The 22,637-nt window shown below is 66.9% G+C and carries 26 protein-coding genes and 1 pseudogene; 17 read left to right on the top strand and 10 right to left on the bottom strand.

Annotation, left to right across the window (positions count from 1 at the left end; translation table 11 throughout):
- Positions 1-67 precede the first annotated feature (67 nt).
- A complete protein-coding gene (locus ACH438_RS31985; RefSeq protein WP_397011997.1) occupies positions 68-478 on the top strand; it encodes a hypothetical protein in 411 nt (136 codons plus the stop codon).
- On the opposite strand, the gene ACH438_RS31990 is transcribed toward ACH438_RS31985, so the two are convergent.
- Complete coding sequence (locus ACH438_RS31990; RefSeq protein ID WP_397011999.1) at positions 479-1,450, bottom strand: 5'-3' exonuclease H3TH domain-containing protein; 972 nt, start codon at positions 1,448-1,450, stop codon at positions 479-481. It lies immediately after the preceding gene.
- Positions 1,451-1,497: 47 nt separating this feature from the next.
- Between ACH438_RS31990 and ACH438_RS31995 the strand changes: the two genes are divergently transcribed.
- A complete protein-coding gene (locus tag ACH438_RS31995) occupies positions 1,498-2,625 on the top strand; it encodes a M24 family metallopeptidase (protein WP_397012001.1) in 1,128 nt (375 codons plus the stop codon).
- Between the two features lies 1 nt (position 2,626).
- On the opposite strand, the gene ACH438_RS32000 is transcribed toward ACH438_RS31995, so the two are convergent.
- Both ACH438_RS32000 and ACH438_RS32005 read right to left on the bottom strand, forming a co-directional pair.
- Entirely contained in the window at positions 2,627-3,778 is a 1,152-nt protein-coding gene (locus ACH438_RS32000) for a serine hydrolase domain-containing protein (protein ID WP_397012003.1), read from the bottom strand.
- A 98-nt stretch (positions 3,779-3,876) separates the two neighbouring features.
- Complete coding sequence (locus tag ACH438_RS32005; protein ID WP_397012005.1) at positions 3,877-4,290, bottom strand: PPOX class F420-dependent oxidoreductase; 414 nt, start codon at positions 4,288-4,290, stop codon at positions 3,877-3,879.
- Positions 4,291-4,333: 43 nt separating this feature from the next.
- On the opposite strand from ACH438_RS32005, the gene ACH438_RS32010 reads away from it, so the two are divergent.
- The 7 genes from ACH438_RS32010 (at position 4,334) to ACH438_RS32040 (ending at position 10,357) form a co-directional block, all read left to right on the top strand.
- Positions 4,334-5,095 carry an SDR family NAD(P)-dependent oxidoreductase gene (locus ACH438_RS32010; RefSeq protein ID WP_397012007.1) on the top strand — a complete coding sequence of 254 codons (762 nt, stop codon included), beginning with the start codon at positions 4,334-4,336 and terminating at the stop codon, positions 5,093-5,095.
- On the top strand, positions 5,092-6,336 hold the full coding sequence (gene cbiE / locus ACH438_RS32015; protein WP_397012009.1) for a precorrin-6y C5,15-methyltransferase (decarboxylating) subunit CbiE: 1,245 nt from the start codon (positions 5,092-5,094) through the stop codon (positions 6,334-6,336). The genes ACH438_RS32010 and cbiE overlap by 4 nt, the downstream gene beginning before the upstream one ends.
- 133 nt (positions 6,337-6,469) lie before the next feature.
- Entirely contained in the window at positions 6,470-7,033 is a 564-nt protein-coding gene (locus tag ACH438_RS32020; RefSeq protein ID WP_397012011.1) for a hypothetical protein, read from the top strand.
- 132 nt (positions 7,034-7,165) lie between these two features.
- Complete coding sequence (locus tag ACH438_RS32025) at positions 7,166-7,522, top strand: nuclear transport factor 2 family protein (RefSeq protein WP_397012013.1); 357 nt, start codon at positions 7,166-7,168, stop codon at positions 7,520-7,522.
- Positions 7,523-7,639: 117 nt separating this feature from the next.
- Positions 7,640-7,888 (top strand): hypothetical protein, encoded by a 249-nt coding sequence (locus ACH438_RS32030; protein WP_397012015.1) that lies wholly within the window; start codon positions 7,640-7,642, stop codon positions 7,886-7,888.
- Between the two features lie 374 nt (positions 7,889-8,262).
- Entirely contained in the window at positions 8,263-9,393 is a 1,131-nt protein-coding gene (locus tag ACH438_RS32035) for a hypothetical protein (protein WP_397012017.1), read from the top strand.
- A gap of 589 nt (positions 9,394-9,982) precedes the next feature.
- Positions 9,983-10,357, top strand: a complete 375-nt coding sequence (locus tag ACH438_RS32040; RefSeq protein WP_397012019.1) for a hypothetical protein — start codon at positions 9,983-9,985, stop codon at positions 10,355-10,357.
- Here the strand turns inward: ACH438_RS32040 and ACH438_RS32045 are convergent.
- The 7 genes from ACH438_RS32045 to ACH438_RS32075 form a co-directional block, all read right to left on the bottom strand.
- A complete protein-coding gene (locus ACH438_RS32045) occupies positions 10,320-10,880 on the bottom strand; it encodes a hypothetical protein (RefSeq protein ID WP_397012021.1) in 561 nt (186 codons plus the stop codon). The two genes, ACH438_RS32040 and ACH438_RS32045, sit on opposite strands and share 38 nt — an antisense overlap.
- Before the next feature lie 21 nt (positions 10,881-10,901).
- Positions 10,902-11,285: a PPOX class F420-dependent oxidoreductase gene (locus tag ACH438_RS32050; protein ID WP_397012125.1), complete on the bottom strand. Its 384-nt coding sequence runs from the start codon at positions 11,283-11,285 to the stop codon at positions 10,902-10,904.
- A gap of 37 nt (positions 11,286-11,322) precedes the next feature.
- A complete protein-coding gene (locus tag ACH438_RS32055; RefSeq protein WP_397012023.1) occupies positions 11,323-12,024 on the bottom strand; it encodes a hypothetical protein in 702 nt (233 codons plus the stop codon).
- A 208-nt stretch (positions 12,025-12,232) separates the two neighbouring features.
- The gene (locus ACH438_RS32060) at positions 12,233-13,372 is read right to left on the bottom strand and encodes a serine hydrolase domain-containing protein (protein WP_397012025.1); all 1,140 of its coding nucleotides are present in this window, start codon (positions 13,370-13,372) and stop codon (positions 12,233-12,235) included.
- The gene (locus ACH438_RS32065) at positions 13,369-13,965 is read right to left on the bottom strand and encodes a QsdR family transcriptional regulator (RefSeq protein WP_397012027.1); all 597 of its coding nucleotides are present in this window, start codon (positions 13,963-13,965) and stop codon (positions 13,369-13,371) included. Before ACH438_RS32065 ends, ACH438_RS32060 begins: the two co-directional genes overlap by 4 nt.
- A gap of 112 nt (positions 13,966-14,077) precedes the next feature.
- Complete coding sequence (gene rox, locus ACH438_RS32070; protein ID WP_397012029.1) at positions 14,078-15,502, bottom strand: rifampin monooxygenase; 1,425 nt, start codon at positions 15,500-15,502, stop codon at positions 14,078-14,080.
- A 115-nt stretch (positions 15,503-15,617) separates the two neighbouring features.
- Positions 15,618-16,064 carry a MarR family winged helix-turn-helix transcriptional regulator gene (locus ACH438_RS32075; RefSeq protein ID WP_397012031.1) on the bottom strand — a complete coding sequence of 149 codons (447 nt, stop codon included), beginning with the start codon at positions 16,062-16,064 and terminating at the stop codon, positions 15,618-15,620.
- Positions 16,065-16,147: 83 nt separating this feature from the next.
- On the opposite strand from ACH438_RS32075, the gene ACH438_RS32080 reads away from it, so the two are divergent.
- The 8 genes and pseudogenes from ACH438_RS32080 to ACH438_RS32115 all read left to right on the top strand — a co-directional run bounded on the left by ACH438_RS32080 (position 16,148) and on the right by ACH438_RS32115 (position 22,553).
- Complete coding sequence (locus tag ACH438_RS32080; RefSeq protein ID WP_397012033.1) at positions 16,148-16,522, top strand: cupin domain-containing protein; 375 nt, start codon at positions 16,148-16,150, stop codon at positions 16,520-16,522.
- 36 nt (positions 16,523-16,558) lie between these two features.
- Positions 16,559-17,229 (top strand): annotated as a pseudogene (locus tag ACH438_RS32085) (DUF2625 family protein).
- Between the two features lie 118 nt (positions 17,230-17,347).
- Positions 17,348-17,656 carry a PadR family transcriptional regulator gene (locus tag ACH438_RS32090; RefSeq protein ID WP_397012035.1) on the top strand — a complete coding sequence of 103 codons (309 nt, stop codon included), beginning with the start codon at positions 17,348-17,350 and terminating at the stop codon, positions 17,654-17,656.
- Positions 17,653-18,009, top strand: coding sequence for a DUF1048 domain-containing protein (locus ACH438_RS32095; protein ID WP_397012037.1), 357 nt, complete (start codon positions 17,653-17,655; stop codon positions 18,007-18,009). The genes ACH438_RS32090 and ACH438_RS32095 overlap by 4 nt, the downstream gene beginning before the upstream one ends.
- Before the next feature lies 1 nt (position 18,010).
- Complete coding sequence (locus ACH438_RS32100) at positions 18,011-18,346, top strand: DUF1048 domain-containing protein (RefSeq protein WP_397012039.1); 336 nt, start codon at positions 18,011-18,013, stop codon at positions 18,344-18,346.
- Positions 18,347-18,411: 65 nt separating this feature from the next.
- Positions 18,412-19,677, top strand: coding sequence for an acyl-CoA dehydrogenase family protein (locus ACH438_RS32105; RefSeq protein ID WP_397012041.1), 1,266 nt, complete (start codon positions 18,412-18,414; stop codon positions 19,675-19,677).
- On the top strand, positions 19,674-21,104 hold the full coding sequence (locus ACH438_RS32110; protein ID WP_397012043.1) for an LLM class flavin-dependent oxidoreductase: 1,431 nt from the start codon (positions 19,674-19,676) through the stop codon (positions 21,102-21,104). The genes ACH438_RS32105 and ACH438_RS32110 overlap by 4 nt, the downstream gene beginning before the upstream one ends.
- A 51-nt stretch (positions 21,105-21,155) precedes the next feature.
- Positions 21,156-22,553 (top strand): styrene monooxygenase/indole monooxygenase family protein, encoded by a 1,398-nt coding sequence (locus tag ACH438_RS32115; protein ID WP_397012045.1) that lies wholly within the window; start codon positions 21,156-21,158, stop codon positions 22,551-22,553.
- Positions 22,554-22,637 lie beyond the last annotated feature (84 nt).

Genomic DNA, 22,637 nt, shown 5'->3' on the forward strand with positions numbered 1-22,637 from the left:
TCTCGGATGGGCGTTCGGATAACCCAGCGGGTCATCCGGACGCCCATTGCCGTATTACGGGGGAACTATGAAAAACCTTGCACACCTGGCCCGCTGGGGCGTCGCGGTCGCCGTGGCCGCGACGGTCGCGAGCATCGCACAGCCGAGTCTCGGTGCCGCCGAAGCGGATTCGACACCGGTGGTCAACGACTGCACCGCGAACAAGCCGGTCAGCCAGCCCGCGGACATGCTGCTGGCCTGCGGCGACGGCGGGCTGTGGGTCAAGAACATCAACTGGACCAGCTGGGGCGCGGATACCGCGCAGGGTGACGGCACCGAATACAGCCGGGTCTGCGTGCCCAATTGCGCGGGCGGCCACGATGCCAGCGCACCGACGCACATCACGCTGGACAAGCTGGTCAACGGCTACTACACCGAAGCGCTGATCACCGGCGTGGACGGCAAGCCCGAGACCTGGCCGATCGCGCCGCCGCGCTGATCAGCGCTTGGCCAGCGCCGAAATGAGCCGCTTGACCGGGTTTTCGGCGTTGTAGGTGACGGCCAGTTCGGCCAGCCGATCCGGATCCGCGGGCGTGCGGGGGAGTAGATCCGGACCGGAGTAGTCGACCTCGGCGTCACGCACCACGCGGACGACCGGGGCGGCGGCCTTCAGATAGTCGTCGGCCGCAGCGAGTTTCGCGCGCACACCCTTGGCGAGATCCGATTCCGGATCAACGACCGCCGCGCGCAGCGCCTCCACCGAACCGAAGCGTGAGATGAGCTGTGCCGCGGACTTGTCGCCGATGCCCGCGACGCCGGGCAGGCCGTCGGAGGCGTCCCCGCGCAGGGTGGCCATATCGGCGTAGGCGGGGCCCGCATTCTCTTCCGGCACACCGTATTTGGCCGAGACCTCGGCCGGTCCCCACAGCTCGGCCTTGGCCAGGCCGCGGCCCACATAGAAGACCCGCACCGGCGGTGCCGGGGTGTCGCGCACCAGTTGCAGCAGGTCGCGGTCGCCGCTGACGACGATCACCTCGTCCTGGTTCTCGCGGGTGGCGAGGGTGCCGATCACGTCATCGGCTTCCAGTCCCTCGGCGCCGGCGGTGGCGATGCCCGCGGCTGCCAGGACCGCCATGATCATGTCGACCTGCGGGGTGAGCGTGTCGGGCACCTCTTCGGCCTCGACGCCGCCGGCCGGGGCGCCCGCGGATTCTTCGGCAACCCGATGCGCCTTGTAGGACGGGATCAGATCCACCCGGTACTGCGGTCGCCAATCCAGATCCAGGCACACCACCAGCCGGCTCGGCGCATGCTGTTTGACCAGTGCCGCAACCATATCGGTGAATCCGCGCAGCGCATTGACCGGCCGCCCGTCGGGGGCGGTGATCTTCTCGGGGATGGCGTAGAAGGCGCGGAACCACAGGCTGGCTCCGTCGAGCAGCAGCAGCGGTCCGGCGGCGGGGGTGCTCATGGACCTCGACCCTACCGTCTCCCTCCGACCGGGTAACGTCGATGGGCATGAGCTCTCATGACGAGTCACGGTTTCCGGCGCAGGTCTACGGGGCGCGGTTGGAGCGGGCGGCGGAGCTGGCGCGGAATGCGCATCTGGATGCCCTGCTCATCACTCCCGGTCCCGACCTGCGGTTTCTCCTCGGATCGGGGGCGCAGTCCTTCGAACGGCTGACCTGCCTGGTGATCCCCGCGAGCGGCGAGACGCCCTCGGTGGTCATCCCGAAGATGGAACTGGCCCAGTTGAAGGATTCGGCCACCGGTGAGCTGGGACTGCAGGTCCTGGACTGGGTGGACGGCGTGGATCCGTACCGGATCGTCAAGGGCGTGCTGAATGCCGGTGCGCGCGTGGCCGTTACGGATGTGATGCCCGCCCTGCACCTGCTGCCGATCGCGGATCAGCTGGGCGCACTGCCGGTTTCGGCGACCCCGGTACTGCGCCAGCTGCGAATGACCAAGGACCCCAGCGAGATCGACGCGCTGCGGCGTGCGGGTGCGGCCATCGACCGCGTGCACGCACGCATGGGCGAGTTCCTGCGCGCGGGCCGCACCGAAGCCGAGGTGGGCGCCGATATCGCCGCCGCCATCGTCGACGAAGGCCATCTGGAGGCCGATTTCGTGATCGTGGGCAGCGGCCCGCACGGCGCGGACCCGCACCACCTGGTGTCGCCGCGGGTGATCGAGGACGGTGATGTGGTGGTCATCGATATCGGCGGCCCGGTCGCGCCCGGCTACTACTCCGACTCCACCCGCACCTATGTGCTGGGCGAACCGAGCGAGGAAGTGGCGGCGCAGTTCGCCGAGCTGGAAAAGGCGCAGGCCGCCGCCGTGGCGCACGCCCGCCCGGGCGTGACCGCGGAATCGGTGGACGCCGCCGCACGCGACGTGCTCGCCGCGGCCGGGCTGGCCGAGTACTTCGTGCACCGCACCGGGCACGGCATCGGCCTGTCGGTGCACGAGGAGCCCTACATTGTGGCCGGCAACGACCTGGTGCTGGAGCCGGGCATGGCGTTCAGCATCGAGCCGGGCATCTACTTCCCGGGCCAGTGGGGTGCGCGCATCGAGGACATCGTGGTGGTCACCGAGGACGGCTGCGAGTCGATGAACACGCGCCCGCACGGCCTCACCCGGTTGTGAGTCACGCGGCGAATTCGGCTGTGTAGCGCCAGAAGTCGATCATCCACGGGTCCGGCACCGGGCTGTGCTGACCGACCTGGGTGAGCAGGATGCCGATGGCGCCGGTGGCGGGCGTGATGTGGGCGGTGGTCCCGGTGCCGCCCACCCAGCCGTAGCGGCCGGGGATGTTCCACGGTTGCAGTGGCGCGATGTCCACCGATCCGCCGAAACCCCAGCCCTGGCCCTCGAGGAACAGGTCGGCGAATTCGCGGGTGCGCGGCGTGGTGTGGTCGGTGGTCATGAGCCGGACGGCCTTGTCCGACAACAGCCTTCGGCCGTCCTCGGTGACGCCGTCGGCCAGCAGCAGACGGCAGAACCGCAGCCAGTCACCGGCCGTGCCGACCAAGCCGCCATTGCCCATCGGCTGCGGGGTCGGACTCGCCCACTGGCCATCGGGCGCGTCGGCGAGTTCGAGACCGGTATCGCCCACCCGGTAGTAGCTGGTGAACCGGTCACGAGTGGCAGCGGGGGCGATGAACCCGGTGTCGCCCATACCGAGGGGCGCGAAGAGGCGTTCCTCCAGGAAATCCGGCAGGGACTGCCCGGACACGCGGGCGACCAGGATGCCCTGCAACATCGAGCAGACGTCGTAGAGCCAGGCGGTGCCGGGCTGGCACAGCATGGGAACGCGGGCCAGCGCGGCCAGCCATTCGTCGGCGGGCAGGAAGCGCCGCGGTTCGCGCCCGTCGGGCTGGACCGGGAACAGCGCCTGCATGGCCGGCAGCGTGAAATCGGAGGCGAAGCCATACCCGGCCTGCGAGCTCAGCAGATCGAACACGGTGATGGGCCGGTGCGCCGGGACCACGTCGTCGATCGGGCTGAACGGGGTGCGCACCACCATGGGGTGGGCCAGTTCCGGCAGCCACAGCGCGACCGGATCGTGCAGGCCGAGCGTCTCGTCGTCGACCAGCATCATGAGCGCGGCCGCGGTGGCCATCTTGGTCAGCGAGGCCAGCCGGAAGATGGAATCGGGCGCCATGGGTACCGTGCCGCCCGCGTGGGCCAGGCCCGCCGCGGCGACCTCGTAGCGATCGCCTTGCGCGACAAGCGCTACCGCGCCCGGCAGCGCGCCGCTCGTGATGTGTTTACCGATGACATCGTCCAGCCCGACCATGGCCGAATCCTTTCTCTGATCAGATGAATTCGAGAAGGTAGACGGGGCTCGCGCCGGAAATTGGTCGGTCGCCGCGAGATTCGGTGACCGGACCCGGTTCAGTCCGCGATTTTGAGCCGCTGGCTGACGAGCGCGCGGGTCACGGTGATGGCGATGACCACGCGGGTCGGGTTCTCGCGCGGGGTCTTGTAGCGCCCGGTGTAGCGCTGTTCGGCCGCGGTGACCGAGTCGGCGTCCTCGAGGACGGTGGCCGGACCCTCCAGGGTGAGCCAGCGCGCGCCGTCGACCTGGCTGACCGCGGCGTATCCGGTGCGGCGCACGTTCTTGACCTTCACCGTGGACCGGTCGGTAATGATGCGGGCGATCCCGGCCTCGGGATCCCAGGTGAAGCCGACCGCGACCATGTGCGGGGTGCCGTTCGCGCGCAGCGTGGACACGGTGGCGATGTGGCGTTCGGCGAGGAATTCCTCGGCGGCCGGCGACAGTCGCGGGCGCGCGGCGGTACTGGTCATATCCCGACGCTATCCGACCCGCGCGGATGGCAAACTGTGGGCCATGGCATTCGGATCGCGGGACGTCGACCAGGGCGTCGTACTGCTGCTGGGCGGGCGCAGTGAAATCGGACTCGAGGTGGCGCGGCGACTCTCGCCCGGCCGGGTGGTGATTCTGGCCGCGCGGCGCAGTGATCAGTTACAGGAACAGGTCCGCGAGCTGGTGACCTCGGAGGCGAAGGCCGTGCACTGCATGGAATTCGACGCCGACGACCTGAGCAGCCATCAGCCCTTGCTGGAGAAGGTGATCGCCGAGCACGGGCGCATCGGCGTGGCGGTGCTGGCCTTCGGCATACTCGGGGATCAGGCGCGCGCGGAACAGGATCCGGCGCATGCGGTGGCGGTGGTGCACACCGATTTCGTGGCACAAGTGAACGTGCTGACCAGTCTGGCTAACTTACTGCGTGCGCAGGGCGACGGGCAGATCGTGGTCTTCAGCTCGATCGCGGGGATCCGGGTGCGGCGCGCCAACTACGTCTACGGTTCGGCCAAGGCCGGGCTCGACGGGTTCGCGCGCGGGCTGCAGGATGCGTTGTACGGCAGCGGGGTTCACCTGCTGCTGGTGCAATCCGGATTCGTGATCGGCCGTATGACCGCGGGGATGGAACCCGCCCCGCTGTCCAGCACGCCGGATCAGGTCGCGGATGCCGTGGTGGCGGGCCTGTATCGGCGCGCTCGCACCGCCGTGGTGCCGCGCGCGCTGCGGCTGGTGTTCCTGGCCATGCATCTGGTGCCACCGTCGCTGTGGCGGCGGGCGCCGCGATGAGCGTGCCGTCGCACGGCGACAGTGCCCCGATCGCCGTGGTGGGGATCGGGGCGGACGGCTGGGACGGTCTCGGTGGGCCGGCCCGGCGTGAGATCGCCGGGGCGGCGGTGCTTTTCGGGTCGGAGCGGCAGCTGGCGCTGGTTCCGGCGGAGGAGAGCGCTGCCGAACGGGTGGCGTGGCCCTCACCTTTGGTGCCCGCGCTGCCGAGTCTGCTGGAACGGTATGCGGGACAGCGGCTCTGCGTGCTCGCCAGCGGTGATCCGATGTTCTTCGGGATCGGCGTGACACTGACCCGACTCGTCGGCGCGCACCGATTGCGGGTGCTGCCGCAGCCGTCCTCGGCCGCCCTGGCCTGCGCACGGCTGGGGTGGGCACTGGCCGAAACGCCGGTGGTCAGCGCGGTCGCGCGGCGACTGGAGACGGTACTGCCCGAATTAGCCGACGGCCGCCGGATTCTGCTGTTGAGCCCCGACGAGCACACACCTGCCCGGCTGGCGGATCTGCTGTCGCACAATGGTTTCAGCGAATCGCGGCTCACGGTCCTGGAACAGCTCGGTGGACCGGCGGAACACATCGCCTCCGGGCTCGCGGCGAACTGGGATGCGGCGGCGGGGGATCCGCTCAATATCGTCGCCATCGAATGCGTCCGCAGCGCCGATGCCCCGCGCCTGAGCCGGCTCCCGGGTCTGCCGGACTCGGTGTACGGCGGCGACGGTCAGCTGACCAAGTCCGAGATCCGCACCCTGACCGTGGCAGCCCTGGCACCGGCCGCCGGTGAACTGCTCTGGGATGTGGGCGGCGGTTCGGGCACCATCGCCATCGAATGGTGCCGCACGCACCCGAGCTGTCGCGCAGTCGCTTTCGAACGCCTCGACAGCCGCCGCGAACAGATCACCGAGAACGCCGCGGCGCTGGGCGTCCCGCAGGTCGAGGTCCGCGGACCCGCCCCGGCCGAGTTCTCCGCGTTGCCCGCCCCGGACGCGGTGTTCATCGGCGGCGGACTGACCCAGGACGGCATGTTCGAAGCCTGCTGGGAGCGCCTGCCTGCGGGTGGGCGGCTGGTGGCCAATGCGGTGACCGCCGAATCGGAATCGCTGCTGCTGCGGCTGGCCGCGGCCCATGGCGGGGAGCTGCGTCGCTTCCAGGTCTATCGCGCCGAACCGCTCGGCGGGTTCACCTCCTGGCGCCCGCACCTGCCCGTGACCCAGTGGTCTGTGGTGAAGAGCCCGATCGGCGCCTGATTCGGCGCCGCTGAATCATACTGGTAGGAAACTTGTTTCACTGCCGCACCGGCGGGTAGGCCGGTGGTGGATGGTCGGCGCGCCGGAGCGGGAGGCGATCGAGATGGCAGGGTATCCGTCGAGGATGCGGCGAGTGCTGCGTACGGCGCCGTGGAGCCGCAACCGGCTCATGCGGCGATCCGATCGCGTCGAGGGGGTGCTGCGCCTGTTCCTGCTGCTGGTATTGCTGGCGGCGGTGCCGATCGGCGTGTTCTGCGGCAGCACCGCGGCCGCGCACGCCGCGGCCCGCATTACCGCACAGAACAGCGGAAAATCGGCCGTCACGGCCACGATCGCCGCCGATCCGGTCATGCTTCCGGTCGATCAGCGGGTGCCGGTGGTGCAGCCCGCGACCGCCGTCACCTGGACGGCCAACGGTCACCCCTACACCGCGACCATCGATGTGCCCGCGGGTGCGAAAAAGGGCGATACCATGCGGATCTGGGTCGATCCCTCCGGCCACCAGACCTGGCCGCCACGCTCGGTGCACGACGCCCGCACCCACGGCATCGAGATCGGCATGCTGATCCTGGCCGCCATCTGCTGCGGCGCCCTGATCCTGTTTCGGGCCGCCGATTGGCTGCTGGCCCGCCGCCGCGCCACCGCCTGGGATCGCGACTGGAGCCGCGTGATCCGCCGCCGCACCACCGACTGGTGACCACCCACCGTTCCTAGGAACCGGGCACCCAGGAAGACGCGCCCTGCCACCCGCCTGCTCCAGGAGACATCCTGACGGCACCGGGCGGCACAGCACGCGGCCGCCGGACCGACTCCGAAGGGCGGAACTGCGATGGTGACCGAACAGCAGGTAGGCGACTGGGTCGACGGGTATGTGCGGGCCTGGACCAGCAACAGCAAGAAGGACATCGCCGCGTTGTTCACCCCGGCGGCCGAGTATCACGAATGGCCTTATCAGACCGATTGGGCCGGGCGCGAGGCGATCGTCGACGGATGGCGCTCGCGCTGGCAATGGCAGCAGGGCGGGTGGGAATTCGAGTGGAAGATCCTCACCATCAACGGTGATACGGCCGCCATCGACGGCATCGGCCGCTATCGGGAGTTGGGCACCTTCGCGAATCTGTGGACGGTGACCTTCGACAAGCGGGCCAAGCGCCGCATGTTCCGCATGTGGAACAACCAGCTCTGAATCACCAACCGCCGGTACGGGAGTGCGTCGCCACCGTTTGCCCGGGGTCGGGGCGGGTATCGCCACCGCAGATCCGGATGACCCGAATGTCCGGAATCGACAGACGGAGTGATCGACATGATCTATGGAGACAGCAGAGTGCGAGGGGGCGTGCGGCTCGGCAGTGTGGTGACCCTGCTGCTGGTGGTGTGGCTGATCATCGGCGCCGTGGCCGCCGGGCAGCGGCACTACTACGACAACGCGTCCACCAATTGCGCCAGTGCCGGCACCATCGCGGTCACCATCCTGGCCGGTCCGCTCAACTACACCGGGGCCAATCCCAAGGTCACCAACTGCGATGTCAAGCTGCCCCAGCCCAGCCCGTAGTCCCGGAGCGGGTGCGCCGGACAGGGTTTGGATCGGGGCGAGTCAATACCGTGTGCGGATTCATTCCGATCGGTAAGTTCTCGGACTTGTCTTTCCGTCCGACTCCTGGAGCTCTCTGTGCCCCGCTCGATCCCTCAGCGGTGATTGCAGGCTAGCCGCAAGACAATTCGGTGGAAGGCGTCGGCCGCCGTGGCTAGGATCCCAGGTGTGGCCATCGTCGTGCGTACGCACCGATTTCTCGGCCCCCGCGCCCTCCCGAGGTGCCGCCGGGGCCGAATCTCGCCACGTTCAGCGAGCTGACCCGCAGCAGCATCTGTCTCGAGGGCTCGGGGGTTTCCGCACCCCTTCGACCGCCCTTCACCCAGGAGCTCGCCATGTCTGCCCACCTCTCCGCTGATCAACTCGCCCACGACCTGACCATCCGCGACCTCACCGACCCCACCGCCGGCCCCCACGCCCTGCAACTGATCGTCGACCGCATCGTCGACGCCCTCGCGCGGAAATGGGGCTGCGAAGTGCGCCACCACCGCGGCGACCGCATAGTCACCATCGCCGACAACTACGACAACCTCGGCTACCACCCCGACGACGTCACCCGCGATACCCGCTACACCCGCTACGTCCACGACCACCACATGCTCCGCAGCCACTCCAGCGCAATGATTCCCGCCGCACTGCGAGAACTCTCCACCCACCCCGCCGCCGACGTCCTCCTGGTATGCCCCGGAATCGTCTACCGCCGCGACAGCATCGACCGCCTCCACACCGGCACCCCCCACCAACTGGACCTGTGGCGCATAACCCGCAACCAAATGACCACCGCCGACCTCGAAGAAATGATCGCCGCAGTCATCGAGGCCCTGCTCCCCAGTGCGCAATACCGCCTGGACCCCCGAATCCACCCCTACACCCAGCATGGCCACCAGGTGGACGTCGAACAGCACGGTGAATGGATCGAAATAGCCGAATGCGGCCTGGCCAACCCCGAAGTGCTACGGCGTTCAGGCCTCGACAGCTCCCACAGCGGCTTGGCCATCGGCCTGGGCCTGGACCGAATGCTGATGCTCCTCAAAGGAATCCCCGACATCCGCATCCTCCGTTCCTCTACCCCCGCCATCGCCTCCCAACTAACGGATCTCTCCGCCTACCGCCCCATCTCTTCCATGCCAGCGATCCGCCGAGACCTCTCCATAGCGGTAGCCCCCACCGACGTGGCCGAAGACCTAGGCGACCGAATCCGCGAAGCCCTCGGCCCCCAAGCCGACCCCATAGAATCCATCGAAATCCTCTCCGAAACCCACTGCGCCACCCTCCCACCCCAAGCCCTCCACCGCCTGGGCGCCCACCCCACCCAAAAGAACCTCCTCATCCGAATAACCCTGCGCCGCTTGGACAAAACCCTCACCGACGAAGAAGCAAACAACCTCCGCGACCGCATCTACGCCACCCTCCACCAAGGCACCACCCACCAATGGGCAACCACGCCATCGCCGACGCGGAAGTGACTGGACCGCAACGGTTATGGGCGGTGGCAGTTCTCGACGGTGATCGTTGGTTCGGGGTCGTTGGCGGCTTGGCCCCACATGAAAACGTCTACGTGGACGGTGCACGTGAGGTGATCGCCGGTGTGGAGGTCGGCGAGAATGGGGTGGGGCGTGGAATAGATGGTGGCGCCCGGTTTTCCGTTGACTGCCAGGCCCGGTGTTGGTCGGGGATGCTGGTGAGGTCGCAGGTCGTTCCAGAGTGACAGTTGACGATGAAGGGGACGATTCCGTCCCACGTCGGGTCGGCTGCCAGGGTTTGGCCGGCGCGCCGTAAGAGAGGTACCAGAGGGCGCCGAGCACGATGGCGGAGCCGATCAGGATGCCGAGCAGGGCCCACGCGAGATTGCGGAGTATCGGCCGCACAGTGTTTCCTCCCCCTACCGCAGGTTCACGGTACGAGGTCTGACGCTATCGGGTGGAGGTGCGGGGATGGCGACGGATTTGTGGAGATCTTGTGCTGAGCCAAGGGGCTTGTAGGGTCGTGGTGTTGGTTCAGGGGGAGGGATCTGTGGTGGCGGATGGTTCGGGGATGCGGTGGCCTAAGATCCGGATGGTCGCTGCGCTGGGGGTGGCGGGAGTGTATGGCGCTGCGCTGGTCAGGCTGGCGGTCAGTAAGGATTGGCGGGACCTGACGGCGACTCACCTGCTGGGGCTGGCCAGCATCCTCGCGGGCCTGCTGGCCTTGCTGACGGTCGGGCTGGTGACGATCGCGGGGGAGACGCCGCGGAGACGATGGACCAAGCGCAGGGTTGTTGCCGCGGTTGTTGTTTGCGGATTGCTGCTGGCGGGCTTTGTCCGGTCGCTGGTCAGTGTGGGTGCGCTGTGGGGTGATGCGATGGGACAGTTGCTGGTGCAGACGGCTTCGATTGCCGGGTTGCTGTTCTTCATCATCGGATGGATCCCGCTCGAGTTTCGGCGGCGATGAACGCGGCGGCGTCGCGGCGGGACCGTAGGCGGATGAAGGTGATGTGCCGGTAAGCGGGGTTGGTCTGGGCGGCCAGGTAGCGTGCGCGGTTCTCGGGGTGGGTTTTCCAGGCCCACATGATCACTGAGCGTTCGGGGTTGAGGGACAGCATGTTTCGCCAGTTTTCGGTGTTGCCGTTCCAGAGCTCGCGGCCGGTGAGTGCACGCGTGAGAGTGCGTTTCACGATCTGCCGCATGACGACCCGGCGGGGGAGATCGAACCAGACGACCGTGTCGGCGCGCGTCCACACCAGGTCGCCGAGCTTGCCGTGATAGTTGCCGTCGGCCACCCAAGCGTCCTGCGCGAGCCGGTCGGCGACGGCGGCCTGGAACTCGTCCTTGGGCATGGGTGTCCAGCCGGCCTGGTGGTGGATGGCGTCGAGTTCGATGTGGGGGATTGCGAGGACCTCGGAGATGCGGTGCGCCAAGCGGCTTTTTCCCGATCCCGAGGTACCCACTACCGAGATTCGACGCGTCACGGTCACCGGTGCATTGTAGTGAGGGGCTCAGATGCCGCTGATGCGCTCGGGCTCGATGACGAAGATGACCCGGACCTGGTCGCGGCCGCCGTACCAGGGGTACGGGCCGCCGAGGTAGCGCTGGGCGAGCTCTTCGATGTGCTCGGTGGCGCCCTCGGTCCGCACCTCCAGTACGCGCCCGCGGATCTGGAAGTAGCGGTGGTGCTGATCGGGATCGGTGACCGTCAGCGCCACGCGCGGATCGCGTTGGATGTTCTTCGTTTTCACGTGGGTGAGCACGCTGTTGATCAGTACGTGCTCGCCGTCGGTGTCCACCCAGGTCTGGGTGAGCTGCGGCGACCCGTCGGGCATGGAGGTGGCCAGGTAGCAGAGCGCGGGCCGGTGCAGCAGTTTGATGAGGTCTTCGGGCATCTTCACGGGCCTCACTCTAAAGAGCTGGCCCCGCGGGTCAGTTCTGCGGCGCGGGCTGCGGCTGCGGTCCCGCCCACTTGGAGGTGCCCGGCGCGGCCTGCCAGGTATTCAGCAGGTCGATACCCACGGCGATCAAGGTCGGGCCGCCCGCGACCAAGCCGCCGATGATTCCGCCGGCCGGCACTCCGGCGACACCACCGGGAATGCAGCCGAGCGGGATGGTGGCGACGCAGCCGACGGCGAAACCGATGATGCCGCCGACCAATGCGCCGACCTGACTGGCGACCGACAGCTTGCTGCTGAATTCGTTCAGCGCCTTCTGGTCTTCTTCCGGCGAGGCGATCGATTCGAGTGCGCCCGGCTGGCCGGAGAGCTGCAGGCCTTCCGGCTTGGTCGGGGTGATCTCGAGGACGGTGTCATCGTTCTTCGCGATCGCGGTGACCGGAATCGGGACGTCTCCGACCCGGTAGTCGAGCGGCATCGACACCACCGTCGCACCGGTCTCGTCCTTGATATTGGCCACCGGGATCTTCGCGGCCTCGGGCGTCGCACCGTCCTGCTCGCCGAGCTCGAACTTCGCACCCCGCAGCGTGGCGACGACGGTCTTGTCGATCACCTTGAGCGAGTACCGGATCCCCGGATCGGCCGGGGCGGCAGGCTCGGCGTGCGCGATCCCCGCGCCGGCGGTCACTGCGCCGACGAGCAGCGCGGCCGCCGCGGTGGTGCTGCGGAATTCCATTCGATGTCCCAATCCGTCGTAAGGTGGCCCGCACCACTACTGCCGCGCGAGACCTACTGTCTCCCAGGCAATTCCGTGCGCCTGCACGGCAATGGTAGTGCGGTCGAAAACGATTGAGATCAGCCTAGAACGGGTTGTAGCTCGAAAATGGCGCCGATGATTCCGGATAGAGCCGGCGATGATCATCCGGTGATGCGGTGGTGACGGATCAGCCGTTGATCAGTCCATAAATCGTGCGCAGATACGCCTCGCTGCGGGCCGAGCCGACGAGGCCGGTGCCCATCTTGTTCATGGCGTAGGTGATGGTCATGCGGCGATCCACATCCATCACGACCATCGAGCCACCCCAGCCGCCCCAGAAGCAGATCCGCTCGTCGGGGATGTAGGGGACGCCGAGCTGGTTCGGCAGACCGTATCCGATGCCGAAGCGTAGCGGGACGCCCAGCACCTTATCGGGCCCGTTGCTCTGCTCCTGGAAGATCAGATCGATGGTGGCCGGGCTCAGCAACGTGATGCCGTCGACAGTTCCGCCGCGCGGAATGACGGACATGATGCGCGCGAGGGACCGGGCATTGGCGTGACCGTTGTAGGCGCCCAGGTCCGCGCGCCGCCATGGCGCGGTGTTGGCGGCCTCCGCCTCGAGAAGCGGGGAGCCGAGGGTTCTGCGCAGCAGGTTGTCCTCGGGCAGCGTGGTGAGATCGAACGGAAGCGGCGGCGGGGCAATGACATCGGCGATGCGCGGCCAATCGGTCTCACGTGCGCCGAGCTGGAAATCGGCGTTCAAAGGCCCGGCGATCTCCTCGGCGATGAACTGCGCGAGGGTCTTGCCCGTGACCCGGCGAACCACTTCCCCGAGCAACTGACCGAAGTTCTGCGCGTGGTAGCCCGACGCGGTTCCCGGTTCCCACCACGGTGTTTGAGCTGCAAGGCGTGCGCTGGCCGACTCCCAGTCGTAGAGATCGTCGAGCCCGAAGGGCGGTTCCCAGCCCGAGACGCCGGAGGTGTGCGAGAGCAGATGGCGCAGCTCGATGTGTTCCTTGCCGTTGGCGGCGAATTCGGGCCAATACTTCGCGACCGGTGCGTGCACGTCGAGCAGTCCGCGATCCACCAGCATCAGCACCGCCAGGCTGGTGACCGTTTTGGTGGAGGACCAGACGTTGGTGATGGTGTCCGGTTCCCAGGGCCGGGTTCGTTCGCTGTCGATATATCCGCCCCACAGGTCGACCGCGATCTCGCCGTCGATATCGATGACCATCGAGGCTCCGAGCTCCTCGCCGGAGGTGAGGTTCTGCTCGAAAAGGGTTCTCAGCTCATCGAATTCAGGGCTGCATTGCCCGCTCACGGTCATACGGAAGTGCCTTTCGGTGTATAGGCCGGATCGCCCAGCAGCGCCGCGACCGCGAGGGCGGCCTTGGTCGCGTCGGGGTCTTCTCCGGTGATCAGATCGGCGTAGATGAACGATTCGCCGATGCGCACGATCAGGTAGGCCAGATCGTGGGCGGACATCGGATGGATGAGGTGACCGCGGTCGAGTTCCTGCTGCACCAAACGCTCTATGGCGGCAACGATTTCGTGCTGGACCGAACTGTCCTTGGTGGTGAGCAGGCGCAGCGCCCGCTCGGGCTCGCGGCGCAGGAACGTGCGAAAGTAGGGCGCGTCGATCAAGGCCTGCGCGAATGTTCCTGTCACATCGGCGATCCGGGCGGCGCCGGTGCGAGTGGTCGCCGCGAGCGCGGCTTGGCGGGTCGGTTCGGCCAGCGCCGACAGGATGGTCGCCAGCAGCTGATCGCGATTGCCGACCCAGCGAAACAGGGTCGACCGGTCGACTCCGAGTTCGGCGGCGAGTTTCTGCATATCGAGCCGGTCGCCGGCCAGGAACTTGCGCCGCGCCAGGTCGAGTGCCTGATTGCCGAGAACGCTGGTGCGACCGGGACTACTCATGCCCTGCAACATACTCACATGTGTTGCAACGAATCAAGAGTTTGTTGCAGCCCGCTCGGCATGCCTGTTGAGGAACTCCAGCTCCATGCGGAGTGGTCGAGCCGGTGTGTAATCAGTTGGCGGGATTGCCGAACCAGCGGGTGAGATGCTCGTTCAAATCTTGCTGGTCGTCGCCGATCCAGGCGATGTGGCCGTCGGGGCGGAGCAGGATGGCCGGGACATCCAGTGCCGCAGTGGGATCGGCGAGGAGGTCGACGCGGTCCGACCAGCCGGCGACGGTCAGGCGTTCGGTGCGATCGAGTACCAGGCCGCGGCCTTGATGTAGCCGGTCGTAGAGACGGCCCTGTTTCAGGTCGATGTCGCGCAGGCGGCGGCCGAGCAGGTCGGGGCCTTCGCCGAGGTCGTAGCGGATGTCGATCGCGGTGATCTTCTCGATCAGATGGCGATTCACGTCATTGAAGGTCATCAGTTCGGTGAACAGCCTGCGCACGGCCTGTGCGCCCGGTTCGGTGGATGACAGTTCCATCTGGGCGCGGGTGTTGTTCAGCACGTCCGCGGCGACCGGATGACGTTCGGCCTCATAGGTACCCAGCAGCGCTTCCGGCGCCCAGCCGCGAATCTGCGCGGCGAGCTTCCAGCCGAGGTTGACTGCGTCCTGCACACCGAGATTCAGGCCCTGACCGCCGGTGGGCGGATGGATGTGCGCCGCATCGCCGGCCAGCAGCACCCGGCCGACCCGGTAATGCTCGACCAGCCGGGTGGCATCACCGAAGCGTGAGAGCCAGCGCGGGGAATGCACGCCGAAATCGGTTCCGGCAATAGCACGCAACTGCTCTTTGAAATCGTCGAGGGTGGGCGGTTCCGCACGATCGCTGACTCCCGCGGCGGGCAGTACGACGCTGTAGATCTTCTCACCGACCGGCCGGATCGTGAATCGGTTGTTGGTCGCGCGCAGTTCTTTCACCTTGGCGGCGAGTTCCTCGGGAGATACACCGATTTCCATCTCACCGTGCAGCGTGTCGTGCCGCGAGGGCTCGCCGGGGAAGGCGACGCCGAGCAGTTTGCGCACCGTACTGCGCGCGCCGTCGCAGCCGACGAGGTACCGCGCTCGCAGCCGCTCCTCATCGCCCAGTTCGACCGTCACGCCCTCGTCGTCCTGCTCGAAACCCGTTACCGCGCAACCGTGCCGGACTTCTGCGCCCAGTTCGATCGCATGTTCTTCGAGCAGGCGATTGACAACCGGTTGCGGGATACCCAGCAGATAGGCGTGCGCGGAATCCAGGCCTTCGGGCGCGGGTGCAGGGATGGCGGCGAAGATACCGCCGACGGGACGTTGTCTTCCGTGTTCGAGAATGCGATCGAGCAGTCCGCGCATCGCCATCAGTTCGAGGCTGCGCATATGCAGACTGACTATGCGGACGTGCGACCCTGGTTCGGGTTCCTTCTCCAGGACGAGTACGCGCACATCGTGCAGCCGCAGTTCGGCGGCCAGCATGGCGCCGGTCGGTCCGCAGCCGGCAATGATCACATCGAACATGAACCACCCATTTCGCAATTCTCGTTGATCCGGATATCCGCAGGTCCGGGCATCGGCGGCTCATTGTGCGGCAACCGCGGGAGTCGCCGCAAGCGATATATGGGGCGTGTCGTCCTCAGAGTGGGCGGAAGGCGCGGGCCGCATCGGAATCCGCTGTCGTGCTGACGATTTCATCGAGCACCGCCCGGACGACGGCGACCTGGTCCGTACCCACCCGAGCGATCAGCCGCCGTTCGTAGTCGGCATGGAATTCCCGCACGGTATCGAGCATGTCGCGCCCCCGATCCGAGAGATGCAACAGCTTGGCCCGCTTGTCCGCCGGATCCGCCCGCCGCTCCACATACCCGCTCTTGACCATCTCATCCACCACCTTGGCCGCACCCTGCGCGGTGATGCCCAGCCGCTCACCCAATTGGCTTGCGGTGAGCGCGTTCTCCGCCAGCGACCGCAACACGTATCCGTAGGACGCACCCATCATCCGATGCCCGCGCTCGGCCAGCCGCGCATGCAGCTCCTGAACGAACGCCTGATACGCCTGCCCGAGCAGCACCCCGAAATCCATCCTTGACTCTCCTCTCGCCAATATGTTCAACTCTAGTTGAACACCACGGTTGAACACCATAGTTGAGCACTTGGAGAACCAGCATGACACTCATCAAATCCGCCGACGCCCCCACCTTCGAAGGCCCCCTCATGACCGCCGTCGGCCTGGCCGCCCCCAGCCGCGGCTCCACCGAGAACAGCGCCTGGCGCTTCACCATGCACCCCGGCAACCCCGGCCACGAGCACCTCGTCTCCCGAGAAGAAATCTTCATAGCCCTCTCCGGCCGGGCTCGAGCCACCATGAACGGCGAAACCTTCGACTTCACCGCCGGCGACGCCCTCGTAATCCCCGCCCACACCCTCTTCAAGGTCTCCGTCCCCGGCGAAACCCCCTTCGAAGCAATCGCCATCCTCCCAGTCGGCGCCTACGCCCAAGCCCCCGGCGGCGACCCCGTCAGCCCGCCTTGGGCCCAATAGCGCGTATCGGTCGGGTGTTTGGAAGGATCGGGCGGCATGGTTGAGGTTCGCCCGGTCGAAGAACTTATCGAGGTCGAGAATCCTGCGTGGCCTTCGTTGCTCGAGATACTCACGAGTGCAGCGGTTTCGGTGGACATCCTGCCCGTTGATCCGCTGCGTGCACGTGAGGTGTTGTTCGGGTTGCAGGTGACCGCGTATTCGACGCTCGGTGCGCTGGCGTTGCATACCGGTGGGCTCGTGGTTGATCGGGGGTGGTTGCGGATTCTCGGCGGCGGGTATGAGGGGTTGCCGGATCTGGCTGCTGTGAACGGGATCGGCGAATCCGGTGGTGGGCGTGGGATGTTGACGGTGGCGGTGGATGTGCTGGGTGGGCAGTTCGCGGTGAATGGTGGTGGGTTGCCGGGGAAGTTGGGGGAGGTTTGTTTCTTCGGGTCGGACACGTTGCGGTGGGAGCCGATCGGGGGTGGGCATTCGGCGTTCATCTCTTGGGCTGTTGGTGGGGGGTTGGCGGATTTTTAGCCGGTGTGCGGTGGCCTGGTTGGGGTGAGGAGGTTGAAGCGCTCTCGGTCGGGACGGGGCTGTCGATCTATCCGCCGCTGTGGAGCGCCGAGGGGCGGGTCGATGTCGCGGCCGTCAGTCGGCGTACCTGCCCAATCGCCGAACTCGTCGCCTCGCACATCGATACTGCTGCGCAGTTGGGGTCCTGACGGCAGCCGATTCCTTCTAGTGCCTTGACATCTACTCTGTGACGCAGTGTACTGGTAGTCAGTGGCACTGAGTAGTGCGGCTCGAGGTGAGGAGGCTGCTACGGACAACTTGACGGAGATGCTGAAAGGCACGCTCGAAGGGTGCGTTCTCGAGATCATCGGTACCGAGGAGACCTACGGTTATGCCATCACGCGTCGGCTCAATGAACTGGGGTTCGCGGACGTTATCGAGGGAACGATCTATGCCATCCTTCTGCGATTGGAGAAGAATGGGCTGGTCGATGTATCGAAACGGCCTTCCGAGGTTGGCCCGCCGCGTAAGTTTTATGCACTCAATGATGCGGGGCGCAAAGAACTGGCGACTTTCTGGATGAAATGGGATTACGTCTCGGCGCGCATCAATGAGCTCAAGGGAAGTGAGCAATGAGTTTTTGGGACACCATCACCGGCAATGATATGACCAGGGAGTACCAGGCCTTCGAGGCGCGGGCCGCGGGGCTGCCGGTCGAGTATCAGGCGGCGTGGACGGAGATCAAAGCCAACCTGTCGCCCTATACCAGCGTGACGGGCCGCAACCTGATGCCGATTCTGGACGGCGCCTTGGGTTTGCTCGAGGAATCGGCCGCGGAAGGCGCGAGCGTCCATGATGCGCTCGGCGATGACATCAAGGGCTTCTGCGCGGCGATTGCCGGCGAAGAAGGAGCCAAGGATTTCCGTGACCGGTGGCGCCGGCAGCTGAACAAGAACGTTGCCAAGAAGCTCGGTCGGCTAGGAGGATAAAGTGGGTATTCGCGACATTTTCGAGGCCAAACGGGAGTGGCGAGCGCATATTGCGCGGGTCAAGGCGCTGCCGCCCGATTATCAGATCGTGTACAACGAGATTCAGAAGTACTTCTTCAAGATCGGACCGGCCGATCTGGTCGAAGGCGGACTGCTCTCGGGGATCGTCGACTTCTTCGAGGAAGGCGTCGCCGCCGGCAAAGGCGTCATGGAACTCATCGGCAATGACGTCGCGGCCTTCTGCGACGACCTGGTGAAGGATTCACGCACCTACGCCGACATCTATCAGGAGTCCCTCGTCAAGGAACTCGGAAAGCACACTTCCCAGGAGCACTAGCTGCAGTTTCGATCGCACTGCGCGTAACCGGTGAGTGCGGGCGATGTCCGGGCGATCGTGGGGCGATGACTTCCATCGCCGCAAAATCCACGAACGATGCCGGGACATCCAGAGACGAAGGCACCGGGTCCACCAGCGATGCCGAACTGGATGCGATCTTCGGGCCGATCTTCGAGCGCATTGCGCCCGGTGCCGTCGAACGAGAGATCGATCGCCGCTTGCCGTTCACCGAACTGGGGTGGTTGCGGGAAGCCAAGTTCGGGGCCCTGCGGGTGCCCGTCGAGTACGGCGGCTACGGGGTGAGTGTGCGGCAGTTGTTCCGGCTGCTGATCGAGCTGGCGGCGGCCGAATCCAATCTGCCGCAGGCCTTGCGGGTGCATTTCTCCTTCGTCGAGGATCAGTTGCTGGCCGAACCCGGCCCGCAGCGCGAGCAATGGCTGCGGGCGGCGGCGGCCGGCACGCTGGTCGGCAATGCGATCACCGAGCCCGGGGTGGGGGCGGTGGACCGGTATCGGACCCGGCTGACGCGCGATGGCGAGCGTTGGTTGCTCAACGGTGAGAAGTTCTACAGCACCGGGTCCCTGTACGCGGATTACATTCTGGCGGCGGCCGATCGGGACGGCGAGCGGGTGGGAGTCCTCGTCGGGGCGCAAGCCGAAGGTGTACGCCAGCAGGACGATTGGGACGGATTCGGACAGCGGCTCACCGCCAGCGGCACCACGGTGTTCACCGATGTGGAAGTCAGCGAGGAGCACATCCTCGGACCCGGATACGGCGCGCCCGGACCGACCTACGCGACGGCGTACCTGCAGCTGGTACAACTGTCGGTACTCGCCGGCATCGCCCGCCGCGCCGAACGCGATGCCCGGGAATGGGTTTCGGCCCGCACCCGCGGTTACACCCACTCCGCCGCCGACCTCCCGCGACAGGATCCACTGGTACAGCAGGTGATCGGCCGCCTGTCCGCCGCCGCGTTCGCCGCCCAGGCCAGCGTCCTGGCCGTCGCCGACATCCTGGACGAGGTGCTCGCCGCCGGCGCGACCGATCCGGATCAAGTGGTGGCCGTCGAGCTCGCGGCCGCACAGGCCCAGCTGGCGGTGATCGACCTGGTGCTACCGGCGACCACGCTGCTGTTCGAAGTCGGTGGCGCCTCGGCGGTTTCGGAGAAGCTGCGCTTGGATCGGCATTGGCGCAATGCCCGCACCATCTCGGTGCACAATCCCGCCATTCAGAAGGCACGCGCGATCGGCGACCACCTGCTCAACGATGCCGCCTTGCCCTTCGCATGGAGTGCCGGCGAGCGCACGCACGCGGGGGAGGGCCAGCGATGACACGCCGCATCCGCTTCAATGCCTTCGACATGAACTGCGTCGCCCACCAGTCACCGGGCCTGTGGCGCCACCCCGACGACCAGTCGCACCGCTACAAGGAACTCGGCTACTGGACCGAACTGGCGAAACTGCTCGAGCGCGGCCGATTCGACGGCATCTTCATTGCCGACGTCCTGGGCACCTACGACGTGTACGGCGGCAACGACATCGCCGCCCTGCGACAGGGCGCGCAGATCCCGGTCGCGGACCCGCTGCTGCTGGTCTCGGCCATGGCCGCGGTCACCGAGCATCTCGGCTTCGGCATCACCACGGGCACCGGATTCGAGCACCCGTACCCGTTCGCGCGCCGCCTCTCCACCCTCGATCACCTCACCGGCGGCCGCCTCGGCTGGAACGTCGTCACCGGTTATCTCCCTTCGGCCGCAAGGAATTTCGGCGCCGACGACCAGCTCGATCACGACGACCGCTACGACCAGGCCGACGAATACCTCGAGGTCCTCTACAAGCTGTGGGAGGGCTCCTGGGAAGATGACGCCGTCGTGCGCGATGCCGCCGCGGGCGTCTACGTGGACCCGGCGAAGGTGCACCATATCGGGCATCGCGGAAAGCATTTCACCGTGCCGGGCATCCACCTGTCCGAGCCTTCACCGCAACGCACACCGGTGATCTATCAGGCCGGCGCCTCACCGCGCGGAGTGCGGTTCGCCGCCGAGAACGCGGAAGCGATCTTCATCGCCGGCCCCTCGAAACGAGTACTGGCACAAACCGTTACCCGCGTCCGCGACGCGCTCGAGGCGGCCGGCCGGGATCGCTACGCCGCCCGCATCTACGCCCTGGCCACCATCATCACCGACGCCACCGACGAAGCCGCCCGCAACAAGCACGAGGAATACCTGTCCTACGCCAGCGTCGAAGGCGGGCTGGTGTTCATGTCCGGCTGGATGGGCATCGACCTGTCCACCTACGACCTCGACGACCCCATCGGCGAAGTGCAGAGCAATGCCATCCAATCCGCGGTGGCCGCCTTCCAGGAATTCGACGATGACGGCCGCGAATGGACGGTCCGCGATATCGGCCGCTGGGCGGGGATCGGCGGCATGGGCCCGGTGTTCGTCGGATCCGGGCACACGGTCGCCGATCAGCTGCAGGAGTGGGTCGAGGACACCGACCTCGACGGCTTCAACCTGGCCTACGCCATCACCCCGGGCAGCTTCGAAGACATTGTCCACCATGTGATTCCGGCGCTGGTCGAACGCGGCGCCTACACCACCGACTATGTCGAGGGCACGCTGCGCAACGCCCTGTTCGAGGCGGGAGACCGGCTCCCGCCCGAGCATCGCGGCGCGAGCTATCGCTTCGGCGGCCCCGCCTCGACCGCCTTGCCCGAGAGCGAGTCACGGCCCGGTGCGGCCGTCCTCGGCCACTGAACCCAATCCGCCGACTTTCACTGAAATCATTTATCGGACAGGAGATCTCGCATGACATCACAGAGTTCCGCGCTCCGCTCCACCCGCTCGGCCGCGGTGATCGGCGCCGGGCAGACCGGCGTCACCGCGGCACTGGGCCTGCTGGACGCCGGATTCGACGTCACCCTCTACAGCGACCGCGATCAGCGCGCACTGCGCGATGACGTCCCCGCCACCGGCACCGCCCTCGAATTCGGCGAAACCCAGCAGGCCGAATCCGCACTGGGCCTGGACGCCTACACCGGTCGCGCGCCCCGCCACACCGGTTTGAGCGTGCGCATCGCCGGACCCGCCGGTGAGGAACTGATCGGATTCGACGGCCATTTCGACGGATACGCCGGCGTCGCGGTCGACACCCGGCTGAAGGCCGACGAGCGATTGACCGCCTTCCTCGAACGCGGCGGCCACTTCGCCGTCGAACAAGTGACCCCCGAGCGACTCGACACCATCGCCGCCGCAACCGATCTCACCCTCGTCGCCACCGGCCGCGGCGGCCTGTCCGATCTCTTCCCGATCGACGAATCCCGCACCGTCTACGCCCGCCCGCAACGCTCCCTGCTGACCGTCACCGTTACCGGACTCGGCTTCGGCCCGGAGGTCTTCGCCCACCGCAGCATCGCGGGCGGCGCGCACAGCGGCTTCTCCATCTTCGCCGAGCAAGGCGAAGCCTGGTGGGGTCCATACTTGCACAAGGACGCCGGCCCGAGCTGGGCCTTCCTCGGCTGGGCCCGCCCCGGCAGTGAATGGGAAAAGCGTTTCGCCGCAGCAGATTCCGCCGAATCAGCGCACGAGATCGTGCAGCAGCTCTACCGCGACCACATCGACTGGGACCTGCCCGAAGTATTGTCCACCCGCACCATTGCCGAAGACCCGCACTCCTGGCTCAAAGGCGCAGTGCGCCCGCTGGTGCGAGCCGGCGTGGGCCACACCGCAAGCGGCCACCCGGTCGCAGCCCTCGGCGACACCGCCACCGCCTACGACCCGATCGCCGGTCAAGGCGCACAGAGCGGCCTCATCCAGGCGCAACGCCTGGTCGCGGCAGCCGCGGTGCACAATGGCCCGTTCGACGCCGAGTGGATCACCCGCCGCTACGCGGAGTTCCTGGCCGCGCGCGGCGATGCCGCGAATTGGGTCACCCGCCTGTTCCTCGGCGATCCCGAACTCGCCGAGATCGGCGGGCGGCTCTTCGCCACCGCCGCGGTCAACGATCGCTTCGCCTCCGCGCTGGTCGGCCTGCTGCACCGCCCGCAATCCTTCCTCGGCGTCGATTCCCTCGATGCCGCAGCCGCATTCGTCGCCGACATCACCGGCGAGGACCCGGCCGAACTGCTCGCGCGCTTCCAGCCCGCCGGCCGGTTCGACCGCTCGGCCTACAGCGCGGACGATCACCTGAATCTGGCCGCACGATAGTTTCCGCATGAATTGGTGCGGTATGAACCTCGGGGCGGCTCACCGAAGGGTAGCCGTCCCGAGGCCATCTGCCGCACGCCATCG

The sequence above is a fragment of the Nocardia sp. NPDC020380 genome (assembly GCF_044386975.1).
In the GTDB taxonomy this organism is placed as follows: domain Bacteria; phylum Actinomycetota; class Actinomycetes; order Mycobacteriales; family Mycobacteriaceae; genus Nocardia.

Coding starts and splice junctions, on each gene's coding strand:
- ACH438_RS31985 (WP_397011997.1), top strand. CDS start 68: ATGAAAAACCTTGCACACCTGGCCCGCTGGGGCGTCGCGGTCGCCGTG.
- ACH438_RS31990 (WP_397011999.1), bottom strand. CDS start 1,450: ATGAGCACCCCCGCCGCCGGACCGCTGCTGCTGCTCGACGGAGCCAGC.
- ACH438_RS31995 (WP_397012001.1), top strand. CDS start 1,498: ATGAGCTCTCATGACGAGTCACGGTTTCCGGCGCAGGTCTACGGGGCG.
- ACH438_RS32000 (WP_397012003.1), bottom strand. CDS start 3,778: ATGGTCGGGCTGGACGATGTCATCGGTAAACACATCACGAGCGGCGCG.
- ACH438_RS32005 (WP_397012005.1), bottom strand. CDS start 4,290: ATGACCAGTACCGCCGCGCGCCCGCGACTGTCGCCGGCCGCCGAGGAA.
- ACH438_RS32010 (WP_397012007.1), top strand. CDS start 4,334: ATGGCATTCGGATCGCGGGACGTCGACCAGGGCGTCGTACTGCTGCTG.
- cbiE (WP_397012009.1), top strand. CDS start 5,092: ATGAGCGTGCCGTCGCACGGCGACAGTGCCCCGATCGCCGTGGTGGGG.
- ACH438_RS32025 (WP_397012013.1), top strand. CDS start 7,166: ATGGTGACCGAACAGCAGGTAGGCGACTGGGTCGACGGGTATGTGCGG.
- ACH438_RS32030 (WP_397012015.1), top strand. CDS start 7,640: ATGATCTATGGAGACAGCAGAGTGCGAGGGGGCGTGCGGCTCGGCAGT.
- ACH438_RS32035 (WP_397012017.1), top strand. CDS start 8,263: ATGTCTGCCCACCTCTCCGCTGATCAACTCGCCCACGACCTGACCATC.
- ACH438_RS32040 (WP_397012019.1), top strand. CDS start 9,983: ATGGTCGCTGCGCTGGGGGTGGCGGGAGTGTATGGCGCTGCGCTGGTC.
- ACH438_RS32050 (WP_397012125.1), bottom strand. CDS start 11,285: ATGCCCGAAGACCTCATCAAACTGCTGCACCGGCCCGCGCTCTGCTAC.
- ACH438_RS32055 (WP_397012023.1), bottom strand. CDS start 12,024: ATGGAATTCCGCAGCACCACCGCGGCGGCCGCGCTGCTCGTCGGCGCA.
- ACH438_RS32060 (WP_397012025.1), bottom strand. CDS start 13,372: ATGACCGTGAGCGGGCAATGCAGCCCTGAATTCGATGAGCTGAGAACC.
- ACH438_RS32065 (WP_397012027.1), bottom strand. CDS start 13,965: ATGAGTAGTCCCGGTCGCACCAGCGTTCTCGGCAATCAGGCACTCGAC.
- rox (WP_397012029.1), bottom strand. CDS start 15,502: ATGTTCGATGTGATCATTGCCGGCTGCGGACCGACCGGCGCCATGCTG.
- ACH438_RS32075 (WP_397012031.1), bottom strand. CDS start 16,064: ATGGATTTCGGGGTGCTGCTCGGGCAGGCGTATCAGGCGTTCGTTCAG.
- ACH438_RS32080 (WP_397012033.1), top strand. CDS start 16,148: ATGACACTCATCAAATCCGCCGACGCCCCCACCTTCGAAGGCCCCCTC.
- ACH438_RS32090 (WP_397012035.1), top strand. CDS start 17,348: ATGCTGAAAGGCACGCTCGAAGGGTGCGTTCTCGAGATCATCGGTACC.
- ACH438_RS32095 (WP_397012037.1), top strand. CDS start 17,653: ATGAGTTTTTGGGACACCATCACCGGCAATGATATGACCAGGGAGTAC.
- ACH438_RS32105 (WP_397012041.1), top strand. CDS start 18,412: ATGACTTCCATCGCCGCAAAATCCACGAACGATGCCGGGACATCCAGA.
- ACH438_RS32110 (WP_397012043.1), top strand. CDS start 19,674: ATGACACGCCGCATCCGCTTCAATGCCTTCGACATGAACTGCGTCGCC.
- ACH438_RS32115 (WP_397012045.1), top strand. CDS start 21,156: ATGACATCACAGAGTTCCGCGCTCCGCTCCACCCGCTCGGCCGCGGTG.